The sequence below is a fragment of the Xenorhabdus japonica genome, assembly GCF_900115195.1.
In the GTDB taxonomy this organism is placed as follows: domain Bacteria; phylum Pseudomonadota; class Gammaproteobacteria; order Enterobacterales; family Enterobacteriaceae; genus Xenorhabdus; species Xenorhabdus japonica.
This window is the reverse complement of record NZ_FOVO01000037.1, coordinates 1-17,340: the sequence shown is the minus strand read 5'-3', so window position 1 is coordinate 17,340 and position 17,340 is coordinate 1. Positions and strand designations below refer to the sequence as shown.

General features: G+C 44.6%; 17 protein-coding genes and 1 pseudogene. 11 read left to right on the top strand and 7 right to left on the bottom strand.

Going from position 1 to position 17,340, the window contains the following annotated elements; genetic code table 11:
* The first annotated feature begins 245 nt into the window (after positions 1-245).
* The 6 genes from cytR (at position 246) to rraA (ending at position 5,930) form a co-directional block, all read left to right on the top strand.
* The gene (cytR, locus tag BM135_RS13105; protein ID WP_092520265.1) at positions 246-1,271 is read left to right on the top strand and encodes a DNA-binding transcriptional regulator CytR; all 1,026 of its coding nucleotides are present in this window, start codon (positions 246-248) and stop codon (positions 1,269-1,271) included.
* 73 nt (positions 1,272-1,344) lie between these two features.
* Complete coding sequence (gene ftsN / locus BM135_RS13100; RefSeq protein WP_092520263.1) at positions 1,345-2,187, top strand: cell division protein FtsN; 843 nt, start codon at positions 1,345-1,347, stop codon at positions 2,185-2,187.
* Positions 2,188-2,324: 137 nt separating this feature from the next.
* On the top strand, positions 2,325-2,855 hold the full coding sequence (gene hslV / locus BM135_RS13095) for an ATP-dependent protease subunit HslV (RefSeq protein WP_092520260.1): 531 nt from the start codon (positions 2,325-2,327) through the stop codon (positions 2,853-2,855).
* A gap of 11 nt (positions 2,856-2,866) precedes the next feature.
* Entirely contained in the window at positions 2,867-4,198 is a 1,332-nt protein-coding gene (hslU, locus tag BM135_RS13090; RefSeq protein WP_092520258.1) for an ATP-dependent protease ATPase subunit HslU, read from the top strand.
* 185 nt (positions 4,199-4,383) lie between these two features.
* Positions 4,384-5,301, top strand: coding sequence for a 1,4-dihydroxy-2-naphthoate polyprenyltransferase (locus tag BM135_RS13085; RefSeq protein ID WP_092520256.1), 918 nt, complete (start codon positions 4,384-4,386; stop codon positions 5,299-5,301).
* A gap of 107 nt (positions 5,302-5,408) precedes the next feature.
* Positions 5,409-5,930: a ribonuclease E activity regulator RraA gene (gene rraA, locus BM135_RS13080; RefSeq protein ID WP_092520254.1), complete on the top strand. Its 522-nt coding sequence runs from the start codon at positions 5,409-5,411 to the stop codon at positions 5,928-5,930.
* Positions 5,931-6,085: 155 nt separating this feature from the next.
* On the opposite strand, the gene zapB is transcribed toward rraA, so the two are convergent.
* Positions 6,086-6,328 carry a cell division protein ZapB gene (gene zapB / locus BM135_RS13075; RefSeq protein ID WP_092520252.1) on the bottom strand — a complete coding sequence of 81 codons (243 nt, stop codon included), beginning with the start codon at positions 6,326-6,328 and terminating at the stop codon, positions 6,086-6,088.
* Between the two features lie 314 nt (positions 6,329-6,642).
* On the opposite strand from zapB, the gene BM135_RS13070 reads away from it, so the two are divergent.
* Together BM135_RS13070 and glpK are read left to right on the top strand one after the other, a co-directional pair.
* Complete coding sequence (locus tag BM135_RS13070; protein WP_092520251.1) at positions 6,643-7,440, top strand: MIP/aquaporin family protein; 798 nt, start codon at positions 6,643-6,645, stop codon at positions 7,438-7,440.
* A gap of 92 nt (positions 7,441-7,532) precedes the next feature.
* A complete protein-coding gene (gene glpK / locus BM135_RS13065) occupies positions 7,533-9,056 on the top strand; it encodes a glycerol kinase GlpK (RefSeq protein WP_092520250.1) in 1,524 nt (507 codons plus the stop codon).
* Between the two features lie 88 nt (positions 9,057-9,144).
* On the opposite strand, the gene emrD is transcribed toward glpK, so the two are convergent.
* The gene (gene emrD / locus BM135_RS13060) at positions 9,145-10,332 is read right to left on the bottom strand and encodes a multidrug efflux MFS transporter EmrD (protein WP_092520249.1); all 1,188 of its coding nucleotides are present in this window, start codon (positions 10,330-10,332) and stop codon (positions 9,145-9,147) included.
* Positions 10,333-10,818: 486 nt separating this feature from the next.
* Between emrD and fpr the strand changes: the two genes are divergently transcribed.
* Positions 10,819-11,565 (top strand): ferredoxin--NADP(+) reductase, encoded by a 747-nt coding sequence (gene fpr / locus BM135_RS13055; protein WP_092520248.1) that lies wholly within the window; start codon positions 10,819-10,821, stop codon positions 11,563-11,565.
* An 83-nt stretch (positions 11,566-11,648) separates the two neighbouring features.
* Here the strand turns inward: fpr and BM135_RS13050 are convergent, their stop codons facing one another.
* Entirely contained in the window at positions 11,649-12,086 is a 438-nt protein-coding gene (locus BM135_RS13050) for a DUF805 domain-containing protein (RefSeq protein ID WP_092520247.1), read from the bottom strand.
* A 46-nt stretch (positions 12,087-12,132) separates the two neighbouring features.
* Here BM135_RS13050 and BM135_RS13045 point away from each other — a divergent pair, with 46 nt between their 5' ends.
* Both BM135_RS13045 and tpiA read left to right on the top strand, forming a co-directional pair.
* Positions 12,133-12,765: a DUF1454 family protein gene (locus tag BM135_RS13045; RefSeq protein WP_245737399.1), complete on the top strand. Its 633-nt coding sequence runs from the start codon at positions 12,133-12,135 to the stop codon at positions 12,763-12,765.
* Positions 12,766-12,909: 144 nt separating this feature from the next.
* Positions 12,910-13,677, top strand: coding sequence for a triose-phosphate isomerase (gene tpiA / locus BM135_RS13040; protein ID WP_092520246.1), 768 nt, complete (start codon positions 12,910-12,912; stop codon positions 13,675-13,677).
* 76 nt (positions 13,678-13,753) lie between these two features.
* On the opposite strand, the gene BM135_RS13035 is transcribed toward tpiA, so the two are convergent.
* From BM135_RS13035 to BM135_RS13020, 4 genes and pseudogenes are all read right to left on the bottom strand, one after another.
* Entirely contained in the window at positions 13,754-14,728 is a 975-nt protein-coding gene (locus BM135_RS13035; RefSeq protein ID WP_175486137.1) for a sulfate ABC transporter substrate-binding protein, read from the bottom strand.
* A 252-nt stretch (positions 14,729-14,980) separates the two neighbouring features.
* Positions 14,981-15,958, bottom strand: a complete 978-nt coding sequence (gene pfkA / locus BM135_RS13030) for a 6-phosphofructokinase (RefSeq protein WP_092520288.1) — start codon at positions 15,956-15,958, stop codon at positions 14,981-14,983.
* Between the two features lie 158 nt (positions 15,959-16,116).
* Positions 16,117-17,016, bottom strand: coding sequence for a CDF family cation-efflux transporter FieF (gene fieF, locus BM135_RS13025; protein ID WP_092520245.1), 900 nt, complete (start codon positions 17,014-17,016; stop codon positions 16,117-16,119).
* A gap of 30 nt (positions 17,017-17,046) precedes the next feature.
* Positions 17,047-17,241 (bottom strand): annotated as a pseudogene (locus tag BM135_RS13020) (phosphatidate cytidylyltransferase); the annotation flags it as partial.
* Positions 17,242-17,340: the final 99 nt, after the last annotated feature.

The window sequence follows — 17,340 nt, the reverse complement described above, 5'->3', positions numbered from 1 at the left end:
CGAACATTTTTAGAAAAATAGAGACAATTATTTCTTTAGTTTGCGAAGTATCTCTAAGAAATGATTCATATCACATTTTTTGTGTAAACAAAGTAACGGATTGATCTGTTAATCGGTTTAAAATGAATCTATTAATATGATTGTAGAAAGCAATCTGCCAGCGTTCCTCTCGAAGGAATGACTGGCGTTTTTTTAGCAGCCAGAGAGCAATCGTTTCGCTGCCTGTAGAAAGTGAGGAGTGAACTATGGAAAAAAAGAATTGCGCATTGGCAACCATGAAAGATGTTGCCAAAGTGGCTGGTGTTTCTACCGCAACTGTATCAAGAACACTAATGAGTCCTGACAAGGTTTCTGTACGCACGCGACAGAAAGTTGAGAATGCGGTATTGGAAGTTGGTTACTATCCCCACAATCTGGCCAAAAACTTACGACGCAATGAGTCCAGAACAATCTTGGTTATTGTTCCTAATATCAGTGATCCTTTCTTCACTGAAGTCATTCGGGGCATTGAAGAAACGGCGGCAGATCATGGTTACTTAGTTCTGATTGGCGATTGTAAGCATCAGCAGCAACAAGAACATGCGTTTATCAATCTTCTGATCCCTAAACGCATTGATGGTATGGTGCTACTGGGTTCCAACATTCCTTTCGATGTTTCCAAAGAAGAACAGAAAAATCTGCCACCAATGGTTATGGCCAATGAATTCGCGCCGGAGCTGGAACTGCCTACTGTCCATATTGACAACCTGACAGCCGCCTTTAATGCCACCCATCATTTGCAAAAACTGGGACATAAACGCATCGCCTGTATTACAGGGCCAGAAACCATGCCACTGTGCCACTATCGCTTGCAAGGCTACATTCAGGCACTGCGGCGCACAGGGGTAGAAATTCGCGAAGAATATATTGCCCGTGGTGATTTTACTCATGAATGCGGTTCCGCATTAGCGGAAAACCTGCTTACCCTGCCAGAGCCTCCAAGCGCTATTTTCTGCCACAGTGACGTCATGGCCATGGGGGCAATGTGGCAAGCTAAAAAAATGGGATTAAAATTACCAGAAGATCTTTCTGTCGTCGGTTTCGATAATTTAAACTTGGCCCAATACTGCGAACCAGCCTTAACCACAGTGAAACAGCCTCGTTATGAAATTGGGCATAATTCCATTCTATTGTTGCTGGAACAACTTCAAGGCCGTTTAGTTTCCAAAGATTCAAGATTATTGGAGGCGGAATTGCTCATTCGAGCGAGTACTTGTTCGCCTAAAAGCTAGGCAAATAACGTCAGCTTAAGTAACATTAGTTATCTACTACTTAATTTTTTTAAATAACTCAGCGAATTAAACAGTGGCACAACGAGATTATGTAAGTCGCGGGCGTAGCAATCCCCGTCGAAAAAGTACTGGTAAGAAAAAAAATCAGGCTCAAGGATTACCCAAAACTACATTAGCCGTTGCCGTGGCCCTAATGGTCATATTTGCTGGTGGGCTTTATTTCATCGTACACAATAAGAAAGAAGAAAATGTACAAAATGTCCCAGAGCCTCACCATCAACCCAAGGGGCATGGCCTGCCACCAAAACCAGAAGAACGCTGGAGTTACATCAAAGAATTGGAAAATCGTCCTGCTAATGAACCATCAATACAGGAACCCAATGCAACATTGAATAAACCGCTAAACCATGCCCCTCAATTAACGCCAGAGCAAAAGCAATTACTCGAACAAATGCAGGCGGACATGCGCCAGCCACCGATTTCATTGAAAGAGGTGCCTTATAACAGTGAACCCGTTCCACGTTCACGCGTCTTAATCAACCCTCCTGCACAATATGAATATGTGCAGCAGCAACATGCCCAACAACAAGCCGGACGACTCTTGCCAGAACAACACTCGTCAGAACAACAGCCAGCAGCTCCTTCCCAAAACACCGATGAAACTGGCAAATCAAAGTCTGAAACAAATAGCTCAAGATTAATGCTACAATGTGGCTCTTTCCGAACGATGGAACAGGCAGAATCCGTCCGTGCCAACCTTGCATTCGCAGGCATTGAAAGCCAGATTACCACGAACGACAATTGGAACCGTGTTGTACTTGGCCCTTATAAAAATAAGTCCAGCGCTAAAAAAATGCGCGAACGCGTTGCAGGAGCTGGTGTACCCGGCTGTATTCTCCGCCCTACCGGGGGTTGAAAAAACGGAAAACTCCCCCATCTTAATCTCTAATAACATACACATGGTGCTTTTATCAGCAGTGCGTAATCAATTGTGGGATAAACAATTAATGCTCCGTGTGTACCATCTTCTATTTTGTAACCAGAGGCTAACTCGTGACTACAATCGTAAGTGTTCGCCGTAATGGCAAAGTCGTCATCGGTGGTGATGGACAAGCAACAATGGGTCATACCGTTATGAAAGGCAATGTCCGCAAAGTACGCCGCCTTTACAATGACAAAGTCATCGCGGGTTTTGCCGGCGGTACTGCTGATGCTTTCACATTATTCGAGCTGTTTGAGCGGAAACTCGAAATGCATCAAGGACATCTGACCAAAGCAGCCGTTGAACTTGCCAAAGACTGGCGAACAGATCGCATGCTGCGTAAGCTGGAAGCCCTGCTTGCAGTCGCAGATGAAAATGCTTCTCTGATTATTACAGGTAACGGTGATGTAATTCAGCCAGAAAATGACCTTATCGCCATTGGTTCCGGTGGATCATACGCACAGGCAGCTGCCCGCGCTATGTTGGAAACAACTGAACTCGGCGCCAGAGAAATCGCGGAACGCGCTCTGACCATCGCTGGCGATATCTGCATCTACACCAACCATAATCACAACTTCGAAGAACTGCCTTCGAAAGCGTAAGGATAGATAGTATGTCTGAAATGACTCCTCGCGAAATTGTCAGCGAGCTTAACAATCACATCATCGGCCAGGACAAAGCAAAGCGTGCTGTTGCAATTGCCCTGCGTAACCGCTGGCGTCGCATGCAGTTAGATGAATCACTGCGCTATGAAGTCACCCCAAAAAATATTTTGATGATAGGCCCAACCGGTGTCGGTAAAACCGAGATTGCCCGTCGTCTGGCAAAACTGGCCAACGCTCCCTTTATCAAAGTTGAAGCAACTAAATTCACCGAAGTCGGTTATGTCGGTAAAGAAGTCGATTCCATTATTCGTGATCTGACTGACGCCGCTGTAAAAATGGTGCGCCTGCAATCCATTGAGAAAAACCGCTATCGGGCAGAAGAATTAGCAGAAGAGCGTATTCTGGATGTCCTGCTGCCACCGGCAAAAAATAACTGGGGGCAGGCAGAAACCCAATCAGAGCCATCTTCAACCCGTCAGACATTCCGCAAGAAATTGCGTGAAGGTCAGCTAGACGAGAAAGAAATTGAAATCGAAGTTTCAGCCGCTCCAGTTGGCGTTGAAATCATGGCACCTCCGGGCATGGAAGAGATGACTAATCAATTGCAGTCTATGTTCCAAAACCTGGCTGGTCAGCGTCAAAAAAATCGTAAGATGAAAATCAAAGACGCATTCAAGCTGCTGGTCGAAGAAGAAGCCGCAAAACTGGTCAATCCAGAAGAATTGAAACAGCAGGCCATTGATGCAGTTGAACAACACGGCATCGTTTTCATTGATGAGATCGATAAAATTTGTAAACGCGGTCAAACTTCCGGCCCAGATGTTTCCCGTGAAGGTGTTCAGCGCGATCTACTGCCACTTGTAGAGGGTTGCACAGTTTCCACTAAACACGGCATGGTCAAAACTGATCACATCCTGTTCATTGCCTCTGGTGCGTTTCAGGTTTCCAGCCCTTCTGACCTGATCCCAGAACTTCAGGGTCGTCTGCCAATCCGCGTTGAATTGCAAGCCCTGACGACTGAAGACTTTGAACGCATTCTGACCGAGCCTAATGCTTCACTGACTGAACAGTACAAGGCCCTGATGGCAACTGAAGGCATGGATATCGAATTCACGACTGACGGTATCCGTAAAATTGCGGAAGCGGCATGGCAAGTGAATGAAACGACTGAAAACATTGGTGCCCGTCGCCTGCACACCGTGCTTGAGCGCATGATGGAAGACATCTCTTTTGACGCCAGCGAGCGCCAAGGACAATTCGTTGAAATCAATGCCGATTACGTCAAAGAACACTTGGACGAACTGGTTGCAGATGAAGATTTGAGTCGGTTTATTTTGTAATCAGTTATATTGGTTTGATTAGCCAATTCCCAATTCGCCGGATCTATTCACGTGAGCAATTTAACGTGAAAAAGACGCGAAATAATAAAAAAAATCGCAAAACCGGGAGGCTTTTAGCCTCCCATTTTTTTATTTTCAATGGTATAAAATTTATTACACCAACCATAATGACAAACAGTGACAATATGAGCTCAATAACGTCTATTAGTCAGACACAAGCATGGCTGGAAAGCTTACGCCCCAAAACGCTCCCACTGGCCGTTGCTGCCGTCGTAACGGGTTCAGCCCTTGCATCATGGATGGGGCATTTCAAATGGCCTGTCGCATTATTGGCTTTATTAACCGCAGCTATGCTGCAAATTCTTTCCAACCTTGCCAACGATTATGGTGATGTCGCCAAAGGCAGCGATACAGAAAAACGCATTGGCCCAATGCGTGGCATGCAAAAAGGCCTGATTACTGCAAAGCAGATGAAAAACGCATTGAAAATCACTGTGCTGCTCTCTTGTTTATCAGGGATTTCCCTCATCACTGTAGCCTGTAACAGTCCAAGTGACATTATCGGTTTCTTGATTCTGGGATTACTGGCGATTGTCGCGGCTATCACTTATACGGTAGGTACCCGTCCTTACGGCTATATAGGGCTGGGGGATATTTCCGTCCTGATTTTCTTCGGCTGGTTGAGTGTTCTTGGTACTTATTATCTGCAAGCCAGTACTTTCTCCATCAGTACCTTTTTACCCGCAACTGCCTGTGGCTTACTCTCCGTGGCAGTCCTGAACATCAATAACCTACGCGATATCGAAAATGACCGCCAAAACGGCAAAAATACTCTGGCTGTCCGGTTGGGAGGAAAAAAGGCCCGCTATTACCATGCAACCCTTCTAATTACCGCCATGCTCTGCCTTGTCATTTTCACGCTCCTATACCTGAATAGTTGGTTTAGTTGGTTGTTCCTGCTCGCTTTTCCCCTGCTATTGAAACATATGGTGCAAGTGCTGCGTGATCCAACACCTGAAGGTATGCGTCCCAAGTTGGTACAAATGGTGAAAACTGCATTATTGACCAACATTCTGTTTTCTATTGGATTAGTACTTAATTAAGCGAGTAGACATCAATTTTGCACATAAGTTTTAAGATTGATGATTTTGCCAACGTTGGCTTTAAAAGGATATACTGTCCGTTCCTTGCATAACCAGACGTAAATCCCATGAAATATGATACTTCCGAACTTTGTGATATCTATCAAGAAGATATAAACGTGGTAGAACCACTTTTCTCCAACTTTGGTGGGCGTACTTCATTTGGTGGTCAGATCATCACCGTGAAATGTTTTGAAGAAAATGGTCTTCTTTATGATTTGCTTGAAGAAAATGGACATGGACGCATTTTACTCGTTGATGGTGGTGGATCGGTACGCAAGGCACTAATTGATGCAGAACTTGCTCAAGTTGCCGTCAATAATGAGTGGGAGGGTATTGTCGTCTATGGCGCTGTGCGTCAGGTCGATTATCTCGCTGAGCTTGATATTGGTATACAAGCAATGGCTGCCATCCCTGCCGGCTCCGATAGTGGAGGAACGGGAGAAAGTGATATCAGAGTGAATTTTGGTGGCGTAACGTTCTTCTCTGGTGACTATCTCTACGCAGACAATACCGGCATCGTTTTATCAGACGTTCCGCTGGAAATTGACGAAGAGCTTGATGAAGACAGTGACGACGATGAAATCTAATCTCAGATAAAAACGGAGGCAGACTTTCATCCATCACTATATTGATATAGCCAATACTGATATACCTAATGTTAACTAGTCCAATTTAATCAAGGTAAAGGGTATATAAAAAAGGGCGTAATTATCGCCCTTTTCCAGCTAAGCCATTGGATACCTTACTGCACATCTTCCATCTTACCTAGCAGGGTGCGTAAGCGCTCTTGCCATGCTAATTGTTCCTGCTTGAGCTGCTCATTTTCACGTACCAGAGAATCACGACTATCTGTCACACTCTGAACATCCTGAGATAAGACTACATTCCTTTCTTTTAATTCTTCAATTTCCATTTGTAGCAAAGTGATGGTATCAATCGCCTGCTGAACTTTAGATTCTAGTTTTTCAAAAACTTCAAATGACATTCTGGGGCCCTCTTGTAAGCAATGTCTTGATTGTATTTAGCCTATTAACGCCTGTCTAGTTTCATCCTTTCAATGTGCGGTATAACGAGAAATATAGTGACCAAACCCAAATGTCTACTAGATCACATTTCCAAGCCAAATAAAACACAAAAAAATGCGAATTCGCTCATTTTGTTGACGCAACACGCAGATTTCAATTTCGCTATTTCTCGTTTACGTGCATTAACGATAAATTCACAGGAACCTTTATCTTAATACATAAGAAGGGACTAATAATTAATCTCTTTCCTCTGTACTTTTTATAGGATATAGAAATGAGTCAGACCACAACTCCAACATTATCAGGTCAATGCATTTCCGAGTTTCTAGGTACTGCGTTGCTCGTTTTTTTTGGCTTAGGCTGCGTTGCGGCTGCCCGACTTGCAGGAGCACAACTGGGCTTATGGGAAATCAGCATTATCTGGGGTTTTGGTGTCGCTTTGGCAGTTTATCTTACTGCCGGCATTTCAGGTGCGCATCTTAACCCAGCAGTTACCCTTGCTTTATGCCTATTTGCCAACTTTGATAGAAAAAAAGTGCTGCCTTACATTATTGCCCAAATGTTAGGTGGCTTTGTCGCGGCACTCATTGTCTACATGATGTATTACAACCTTTTCCTGGATTATGAGCAAGTTCACAATATTGTTCGCGGCTCACAGGAAAGTCTCTTTACCGCAGGGGTTTTCTCTACTTATCCGGCTACGCAGCTCTCCGTATTACATGCGTTTATTGTTGAAGTTATCATAGCGGTCGTTCTGTTGTGCCTGATTCTGTCCCTGACAGATGATGGTAATGGCATCCCCCGGGGACCTCTGGCACCTCTGTTAATCGGTATTCTTATTGCGGTTATCGGTGGCTCATTTGGTGCCTTGACTGGATTTGCTCTAAACCCGGCTCGTGACTTCGGTCCCAAATTAGTAGCCTACTTGACTGGCTGGGGAAGTATTGCCCTAACCGGAGGCCGAGATATTCCTTATTGCCTTGTTCCGTTGGTAGCTCCTATCGTTGGCGCGATTCTGGGTGCTTTTGGCTACCGCAAACTGATTACTCGCCATTTACCGCGCGAGGTTTAAATTTGCCATATTGAACTTTCATCATTTGAAATATGGCAAACCAATAAAACAATAAAACAATAAAAATGAATGAATAAAACCAGGTTATAGTTATGACAACAAAAAATATTACTGAAAAAAAATATATCGTCGCTCTGGATCAGGGTACAACCAGTTCACGAGCAGTTATACTCGATCACGATGCTAATGTTGTTTGCATCTCACAACGTGAATTTCCGCAAATCTACCCCAAACCAGGCTGGGTGGAACATGATCCAATGGAAATCTGGGCAAGCCAAAGCTCTACCTTAGTCGAGGTACTGGCAAAAGCTGATATCCGTTCCGATGAAATTGCCAGCATTGGTATTACAAACCAACGGGAAACAACTATTGTCTGGGAAAAAGAAACCGGTAAACCGGTTTATAACGCTATTGTATGGCAATGCCGCCGGACAGCAGATATCTGCACCAAACTGAAACAAAAAGATGGCTTGGAAGAGTACATCCGCCACAATACAGGTTTGGTTGTTGACCCCTACTTCTCTGGTACAAAAATAAAATGGATTTTAGACAACGTTGAAGGTGTTCGTCTACGCGCTGAAAATGGTGAACTTTTATTCGGTACAGTCGATACGTGGCTGGTCTGGAAAATGACTCAGGGGCGTGTACATGTAACCGATTACACCAATGCCTCCCGTACCATGCTGTTCAATATCCATAATCTGGACTGGGATCAAAAAATCCTGGATGAGTTGGGAATACCTCGCGTGATGCTGCCCAACGTCGCCGCATCCTCAGAGATCTATGGCCAAACTAATATCGGGGGTAAAGGCGGCACTCGCATTCCTATCGCGGGCATCGCAGGCGACCAGCAAGCCGCACTGTACGGTCAACTGTGCGTACACCCCGGAATGGCAAAAAATACTTACGGCACCGGTTGCTTTCTGCTGATGAATACGGGCAAAGATACCGTTCGTTCTAACCATGGCCTGTTGACGACTATTGCCTGTGGCCCACGCGGCGAAGTCAATTATGCACTGGAAGGCGCAGTATTTGTTGGAGGAGCATCCATTCAATGGCTAAGTGATGAATTGAAACTCATCGCAGATGCTACCGATTCTGAATACTTCGCGACCAAAGTCAAAGACAGCAATGGCGTTTATGTTGTTCCTGCGTTTACTGGCCTTGGCGCACCGTATTGGGACCCTTACGCTCGTGGTGCTATTTTTGGACTGACCCGTGGTGCAAATAGCAATCACATTATTCGTGCTACTCTGGAATCCATCGCTTACCAAACCCGCGATGTATTGGACGCTATGCAAGCTGATGCAGGTACTCGTCTGCAAGCCCTGCGCGTAGATGGCGGAGCTGTCGCTAACAACTTTCTGATGCAGTTCCAATCCGATATTCTTGGCACCCGTGTGGAACGCCCTGAAGTGCGTGAGAGCACTGCTTTAGGTGCAGCCTTCCTTGCTGGCTTGGCTGTCGGCTTCTGGCAAGATTTGGATGAAGTGAAAAGTAAAGCAGTAATCGAAAAAGAATTCCGCCCGGGTATCGAAACAACTGAGCGCAACCACAAATACAATGGCTGGAAAAAAGCCGTTGCCCGTGCCCAAGAATGGGAAGATCGCGCCTAATCGCGAGAAATAAAGGCTCTGACATTGTTGATACACTTTGCCGGAGCCTTTAAAAACAGCGTTTCTTTCGACAACACACTTTTCGCTTTTACGAAACGGTATGCTCCTGACGCTGGACTCTCTGGGAAATGGGCAGCCAACAAAATAGAATCAGCAACGACATAGAAAACATCAGCATCCCAACGCTGAATTGGCTATTTTGCGGTAACATCGCCGACAGCCATGTGACCACTCCTGAGCCTACATTCTGAAATCCCCCCACCAAAGCACCTGCAGCTCCTGCCAGATAAGGAAAGGGTTCCATCGCTCCCGTCGTCGCCAGTGGGAACAACATACCTGCGCCAAAAAAGAATAATGCGGCAGGTATCAACAAAGTCCAGATATTCATGATGCCAAACCAACCGGGCAACCACATCAAGATACCCGCCAGCAAGCAACAGATAATAGAGTGCCACATGAGCCGATAAAATGCTTTACCTTCACGCCCGGCATACCACGCTCCAAAAAATGCCGCGGGGATTGGCAGAATAAACAAGATACTGACCGTTAGGCTATCCAGCCCCAAAACGGCTCCCATCAACACTCCGCTACTGGCTTCAAAAACAGCCACCCCAGCCAGACCTCCCACCAACATGATCAGGTAAGAGACAAAAGCACCATGAGAGAGTAATTGGTGGAAAGAGACCAGCATCGCGCTATGTGCAGTCTCTGCGGGACGGGTCTCCGGTAAATGCCGAACCAGAAAGAAAGTGACCATACCCCCCATCACCAATAGGAACAAGTAGCAGGAGCGCCAACCAAAATAGTGGGCAACTATCCCACCAATCATGGGAGCAGCCAGAGGGCTGATCAACACTGCCATATTCAGCAGGCTATTGGCATAGCGCAACGTCGTGCCAGTATATAAATCTCGTGGCATAGTACGCACCATCACGCCTGCAACCCCTGTGCCCAATCCCTGTAATGCACTCGCAAGCACCAGTACCATCAAGTTTGGCGCAAACAAAGCACATATCGTCGCCACCAGATAAATAGACATTCCCGCCAGAATCACAGGACGACGCCCCACCCTGTCAGATAGCGGTCCATAAAAAAGCTGTGAAAGCCCATAAGAAAACAGATATACCGCCATTACCCGCTGGATTTCTCCCGCTGGTTTAGTCAGATCATTAGCCATATCTGCAATAACTGGCACATAGATTGTCTGAGTCATCTGCCCTACAGCGGCCAAAGCAATCAACATCAACAATAAATTAAAGTGTTCTATTTTTCTCATCGCACTTATATACAATCATTCATTGAAACAGCTATTCATGGAAAATAATCGTTCGTTAAAGAGAATGTTAATACAATATTTGAATGAATATTGTATTAACCATTTAATAGCCACCGAATCAATCATCAGTCATAGTGACACCCTCAAGCGCTTAATAAAGAACCTGACGTACTTAACTTCATTGGACATGAATTACTTGGCAAATCTATATTCTTTCTTTGCAGTATACAATTTTACATGAATAAAAAATTACAGAGATATTTCCCGCATATGTCAATAAAAATGTACATATCAGACCATAATATTGGCAGAAATCCAGTTTATCCAACTGTAACACGTAATCGATAATGCTATTTCAAGTAATCACGTAGAATCGTGACAAAAAATCACCAATTCATGCAGTATTCATTTGCAGCGAATTAATGCACATCATACTAATTCGTACCAAATTAATATGTACTATATTGTGTAGAGAGGTTAATCGTAATGGCAAACTGGGTTACAGGAAAAGTTACCGACATAACCAATTGGACTGATTCACTTTTCAGTATAAAAATTCATGCGCCAATAGAAACATTCACCGCCGGACAATTTGCAAAACTTGCACTGGAAATTGAGGGGGAGCGTATCCAACGGGCTTACTCTTACGTCAATTCTCCCGAAAACAATAATCTGGAATTTTATTTGGTGGCCGTTCCGGAAGGAAAACTCAGCCCCCATTTGGCTGCGCTAAAAACTGGGGATGAATTGTTGGTAACAGAGCAGGCGGCTGGTTTTTTTGTTCTTGATGAGATCCCTGACAGCCAAACACTCTGGATGCTTTCTACTGGCACAGCCATTGGGCCTTACCTTTCCATCCTCCAGCAAGGTACTAATCTAGAACGATTCGAAAATATTGTTTTAGTTCATGCTGCTAGATGGGAAAAAGATTTAAGTTATTTACCCATGATGCAGGCGTTGGAGAAAACATTTCAAGGTAAACTGAGAATACAGACTATTGTGAGTCGGGAGAAATGGCCGAATTCACTTATGGGCAGAATTCCGGCATTAATTGAGAATGGCAAGTTGGAATCGGCTGTAGGCTTACCGATTCAGGCAGAAAACAGCCATGTTATGCTGTGCGGGAATCCCCAAATGGTCAGGGATACCCAGCAACTATTGAAAGAACAGCGTAACATGGCAAAGCATCTGCGCCGTAAACCGGGCCATATCACCAGCGAGCAATATTGGTAACCAGTTCATGGATAGCCACGGCTTCCACAATAAATGTATCTGCAAAAAATGTATCTGCAAACTTATTTGCGTTTTTGAGCAGGCTATCTAACTGACTTGGCAGAAATATAATCAACCGTTTCTGCCATCTCCCCAAAGCGATTGGCACCTTCCAAGCCTTGGAATACACCACAATCCAATATCATCATGACAAAAATCAGTGTCGGAACAAAACGACCAATTCCCCACTGCCATATTGGTGCCATTGTGCTCCAATCAAGGGACAACAGTATCCAAGCCAGTGCCAATAGTAACACCCAGCCACCACTTTTATTTCGGTCATGCAGACGTTTCGAAAAAATCGCCGCAGTTGGATACAATAGTAAAGCAACACCAAGTACCGCATAATTCATGGGGAGGACATTCACTCCATGCAGTGTCAGGAGTGTAAAGATCAGGGCGAAACAGATGCCTATACCGCTCCAAAACTCTCGTCGTCCAATTCGACCTTTGAATGAGAATCCCCATTGTTGTAATGTCATGTACTCTTTTCCAATTGTGGATGCTGTTTTTCTAGGAGTTAACTCAGTGAGTAGCAAAATGAAAACAGGCATGAATAAACTTCTGGTGACAATATTAATCGTTTTTGGCATCGGTTTACCATTATCAGCCTCTGCCGATGAGCCTTCTATCACACTAGAAATAAACTCATCGTTAATGTATCTGCTGCCGGATTCCCCTACTTTCGAAGAAACCATCCCTATCTTTAGGGAAAAATACAACAAAAAACATCCGGATACTCCCCTGCACGAATATAAGGTGATCGCCAGCAAAAATATTTCCCAGCCTTTCATCCGTGCTGCCAGTAAAATCAATGACAACATATATTCTTCAGCAGTACTGGAACGAGGTAGCGAAAAGATTAAAAGCCTGCAACTTACTCTTCTGCCATCACAAAGTGAACAAGAAGATAAGCAAAACCTCATACTGGCAAAACAATATATGACTGCCCTGATCAGGCAATTTGAGCCGACCCTTTCCCCTGAACAAGCTCAAATTCACTTGAAAAGTCTTTTGGAGGCAGCCGAAACACACTCGACTTTGAGCCAAAAAATGGGAGCAGCACGCTATATCATCGTAAACAGCAGCGAAAATATAATGACCTTCGCAATTGAACCGATTAAGCTATCGTTATCTGACACCTCAGCAAATGAAAATTAGTGACACAGCGCAGAGCTATTCGCGTTGATGATCTTTATACTGTCGGGATTCCGCTTACAGGGAATGACATCACCATAATGTCATTCAAAGAAAGAATATTCATTCAATTCGCAATTTGATTATTTTCTGGTTGGAGGGAAAAATATGCGACATCCATTAGTTATGGGTAACTGGAAATTAAATGGCAGTACCCACATGGTTAACGACCTGATTGCAGGCCTGCGTAAAGAATTGAGTAACGTTGACGGCTGTGGCGTCGCTATCGCACCACCAACAGTTTATGTTTCTCTGGCAAAAAATGCTCTGGCTGGTAGCCGTATCGCTCTGGGTGCACAAAATGTTGGCATAAATCTTTCTGGTGCATTCACTGGCGAAACCTCCGCAGAAATGCTGAAAGACGTCGGCGCAAAATATATTATTATCGGTCATTCTGAGCGTCGTACTTACCATAAAGAAAGCGATGAATTCATCGCGAAGAAGTTTGCTATCCTGAAAGAGCAAGGCCTGATTCCAGTTCTGTGCATTGGCGAAACCGAGCAAGAAAATGAAGCTGGTCAAACTGAAATCGTCTGTGCACGACAAATCGATGCCGTCCTGAACACACTGGGCGCAGAAGCATTCAAAGATACAGTTATTGCCTATGAACCTGTCTGGGCAATCGGTACAGGCAAATCCGCAACACCTGCGCAAGCTCAAGCCGTTCATAAATTTATCCGTGACCATATTGCAAAACAAGATGCTGCTATTGCTGAACAAGTCATTATTCAATATGGCGGCTCAGTTAATGCCAGCAATGCTGCGGAGCTGTTCACCCAACCGGATATCGACGGTGCCCTAGTCGGTGGTGCGTCACTGAAAGCCGATGCTTTTGCAGTTATCGTGAAAGCCGCGGCAGAAGCGAAAAAAGCGTAACCTTTAAATAAAGAACAGAAAAATGACTCAACCGCCACGAAGCATCACTTGTGGCGGTTTTTTCAATGAGTAACGATTAACGCCGGATAATTTCGTCAAAAATTTTATCCGTAGCAAAATGCTGTTTCTGAGCGTTATCCCAACCACCAAAGATCTCATCAATCGTAAAGAGCTTCAGTTCAGGAAAAACAGCACGGTATTTTTCTGCTATTGCTTTATTGCGAGGGCGATAATAGTTTTTGGCCGCAATCTCCTGCCCAACCGGAGAATAAAGATATTTCAAATATTCCGTTGCCAGTTCGCGCGTTCCTCGTTTATCAACGACCTTGTCGACAACAGAAACCGTTGGCTCCGCCAAAATAGAAATGCTAGGTGTCACAATTTCAAACTTATCCTTGCCCAAAACATTAATCGCCAACAAGGCTTCGTTTTCCCACGCAATCAATACATCGCCAATTCCGCGCTCTACAAACGTATTCGTTGCACCGCGCGCACCAGCATCCAACACTTCAACATTTTTATAAAGTGCCCTCACGAACTCTTTGGCTTTAGCCGGATCCTGCTCGTTATGTGCCAATCCATATCCCCAGGCAGCCAGATAGTTCCAACGTGCTCCACCGGAAGTTTTCGGATTTGGCGTAACAACCGCGACATCAGAGCGAATCAAATCCGACCAATCTTTTATCTGTTTAGGGTTTCCTTTTCTCACCAAAAAGACAATAGTTGATGTATAAGGCGCTGAATTATCTGGTAGACGCTTAATCCAATGCTTATCAATGCGTCCACTCTCTGCGATGGCATTCACATCATAAGCCAGTGCCAAAGTCACAACATCTGCCTGAAGACCATTAATAACGGAAGTTGCCTGCTTGCCTGAACCTCCATGTGATTGGCGAACCCTGACATTATCTCCTGTTTTGTTGTTCCAGTATTCTCTGAATGCCTGATCATACTGCTGGTAAAATTCACGAGTCGGATCATAAGAGACATTCAATATTTGGCTCTCTTTTGCCCATGCACTATTAGTCATCAGCGTTCCCACCGAGGCCATCAAGAATAACGCCAACACGATATACTCTTTTGTGATTGCCCATCTAGAGCCTGTCTTTATACCTCTTGCATTCATATCCACGGTAACACGTTCCCCTAAGCCATGATGATTTCCGTCATAGAAACTGACAGAAAGCGCTATGGCACAGAAATAATTTTAAATTTTGGCTTATGCACAAGAAGAATATGAGCGACGAGACAGCCACATTACATGGCTATCTCCGAGAAAGGGTTTTGCAGAATTAAGAAAGGATTAGTAGAGCTTTTTCGCGGTTTCCAGCCACTCTTTCTTAAAGACACGCTGCATATTTTGTACCGCATCGATAATATCGTGATGAACAAGTTTCTCGTTCTGGATACCCACGCAGCGACCGCCATGACCTTCCAATAGTAGCTGAACAGAATACGACCCCATACGGGATGCAAGAATGCGATCATAAGCGACAGGCGCACCACCACGCTGAATATGACCCAATACCGTTGCGCGAGTTTCGTGGTGTGTTTCCGCCTCAATATATTTCGCCAACTCGGCAACGTCACAAACATGCTCAGTAATGGCAACAATCGCGTGACGTTTGCCCTTTTGAATTCCTGCCTTAATCTCATTCAACAGCTCTTCACGATCGAATGGAATTTCATTCTCAGGCAAAACAATAAATTCACATCCACCGGCTATTGCCGCTGATAAGGTCAAATCACCGCAATAACGCCCCATCACTTCAACAATCGAAATTCGTTTATGGGAAGTTGATGTGTCGCGCAAACGGTCAATCGCTTCAACCACCGTTTCCAGCGCCGTGAAATAACCAATGGTGTAATCTGTACCCGCAACATCGTTGTCAATCGTTCCGGGCAAGCCAATACAAGGAAATCCCGCTTCGGTCAGCTTCTTCGCACCCAAATAAGAACCATCCCCTCCAATCACCACCAGCGCATCAATCTCATTTTTGTGCATATTTTCAATGGCAGTTTGCCGGACTTTATCATCCCTGAACTCAGGGAAACGCGCTGATCCCAAAAACGTACCACCGCGGTTAATCATGTCGGAAACACTAAAGCGATCAAGCTTCTTCATGCGGTTTTCATACAACCCCAGATAGCCATCATAAATGCCATAGACTTCCAACCCTTCGGTTAAAGCGGCACGAACAACACCACGAATAGCGGCGTTCATGCCAGGCGCATCACCGCCACTCGTTAAGACTCCGATTCTTTTAATCTTGTTGATCATGATGACCTCTGACTTATCGATATAGTATTTGTAGGCATAGCATTTGTAGGCATATAGCTGAATTGATTCAACAATATCTATGATACGGAAAAACATCCAGTCTGCATTAAGATTATGTCTATTTTTTGACGATCTTTTGATTATGAATAAATTTCTCGTCAATCCCAACGATTTTTATACTCCTCGGGCACAACAGAGCAAGGATCTTGGTGAATAATAATATCGGCACCCGGAAACCTATCCCGCAATTTATTTTCAATCCCTTCTGCCAAAGCATGCGCCTGCACCAATGGTAAATGATCATCTATCTCCAGATGAAACTGAATAAAACGGGTTGGCCCTGATTGTCGGGTTCGCAGATCATGCCCACCTGCTACACCAGGATAATTTCGGATAATCTCAATAATCTCCTGCCGCTCTTCATCCGGCAAGCCACGATCAAGCAAAGATTGTATGGCATCATAACCCATCCGTAACGCATTATAGAGGATATAGATTCCAATTCCTAAGGCAAATAGCGCATCTGCACGTTTAAAACCATACAGACTCAAAATCAATGCCACCAGAATTGCCCCATTCATCAATAGATCAGATTTATAATGCAGCATATCCGCACGAATCGCCTGACTTTGGGTTTTATTGATAACCCATTTTTGGAACGTGACCAAACATAACGTGGAAATCAGGGCAATAATGATTACCCAAACGCCTATCGCTACATGCTCCAGTGATTTGGGGGAATACAGATGCTGAAAGCCCGTTAAGAACAGGAAAATCGCCGAACCGGAAATAAACATACTTTGAGCCAAAGCAGCCAGCGATTCAGCCTTACCATGCCCAAATGTATGCTCTTCATCAGCAGGTTGAAGTGAATAGCGCACCACAAAAAAATTCGTCAAAGAAGCCGCTAGATCAACCAATGAATCTACTAGTGCAGCCAGTAAACTCACCGAACCCGTTAACCACCATGCAAAAATTTTTACGATCAACAGCACACTGGCCAGCACCGTTGCCGCCAACGCAGCAGAACTGACCCATCGCCCATAATTTATACTCATTGACTCCACCTTTCGGTTATTTAGTCAGCCTCAAGTATAAAAATAGCGCGTCAAATGGAAAAATATAGGGGCAGCGAAGCAAAGCGAGTCAATTCTATCTAGCATTCCGCCATGACCTTCAATAATTCCACCAAAATCCTTTACTCCGCTATCTCGTTTAATCGCTGACATACATAATCCACCAATAAACCCCATCAGGGTAATTACCAACGACATCAGCCCCGCCATGACCTGTCTTTCCTACACAAATATTGCCGGAAGTTGCATCTGTTTTTGAATTTTTGTATTTATTGTGGAACTCAACAATAAAGCCTGTTTGAGGCC

Bases quoted from the DNA above. Each gene is read 5' to 3' on its own strand.
- cytR (WP_092520265.1), top strand. From the start codon at position 246: ATGGAAAAAAAGAATTGCGCATTGGCAACCATGAAAGATGTTGCCAAA.
- hslU (WP_092520258.1), top strand. From the start codon at position 2,867: ATGTCTGAAATGACTCCTCGCGAAATTGTCAGCGAGCTTAACAATCAC.
- BM135_RS13085 (WP_092520256.1), top strand. From the start codon at position 4,384: ATGAGCTCAATAACGTCTATTAGTCAGACACAAGCATGGCTGGAAAGC.
- rraA (WP_092520254.1), top strand. From the start codon at position 5,409: ATGAAATATGATACTTCCGAACTTTGTGATATCTATCAAGAAGATATA.
- zapB (WP_092520252.1), bottom strand. From the start codon at position 6,328: ATGTCATTTGAAGTTTTTGAAAAACTAGAATCTAAAGTTCAGCAGGCG.
- BM135_RS13070 (WP_092520251.1), top strand. From the start codon at position 6,643: ATGAGTCAGACCACAACTCCAACATTATCAGGTCAATGCATTTCCGAG.
- glpK (WP_092520250.1), top strand. From the start codon at position 7,533: ATGACAACAAAAAATATTACTGAAAAAAAATATATCGTCGCTCTGGAT.
- emrD (WP_092520249.1), bottom strand. From the start codon at position 10,332: ATGAGAAAAATAGAACACTTTAATTTATTGTTGATGTTGATTGCTTTG.
- fpr (WP_092520248.1), top strand. From the start codon at position 10,819: ATGGCAAACTGGGTTACAGGAAAAGTTACCGACATAACCAATTGGACT.
- BM135_RS13050 (WP_092520247.1), bottom strand. From the start codon at position 12,086: ATGACATTACAACAATGGGGATTCTCATTCAAAGGTCGAATTGGACGA.
- tpiA (WP_092520246.1), top strand. From the start codon at position 12,910: ATGCGACATCCATTAGTTATGGGTAACTGGAAATTAAATGGCAGTACC.
- BM135_RS13035 (WP_175486137.1), bottom strand. From the start codon at position 14,728: ATGGCCTCGGTGGGAACGCTGATGACTAATAGTGCATGGGCAAAAGAG.
- pfkA (WP_092520288.1), bottom strand. From the start codon at position 15,958: ATGATCAACAAGATTAAAAGAATCGGAGTCTTAACGAGTGGCGGTGAT.
- fieF (WP_092520245.1), bottom strand. From the start codon at position 17,016: ATGAGTATAAATTATGGGCGATGGGTCAGTTCTGCTGCGTTGGCGGCA.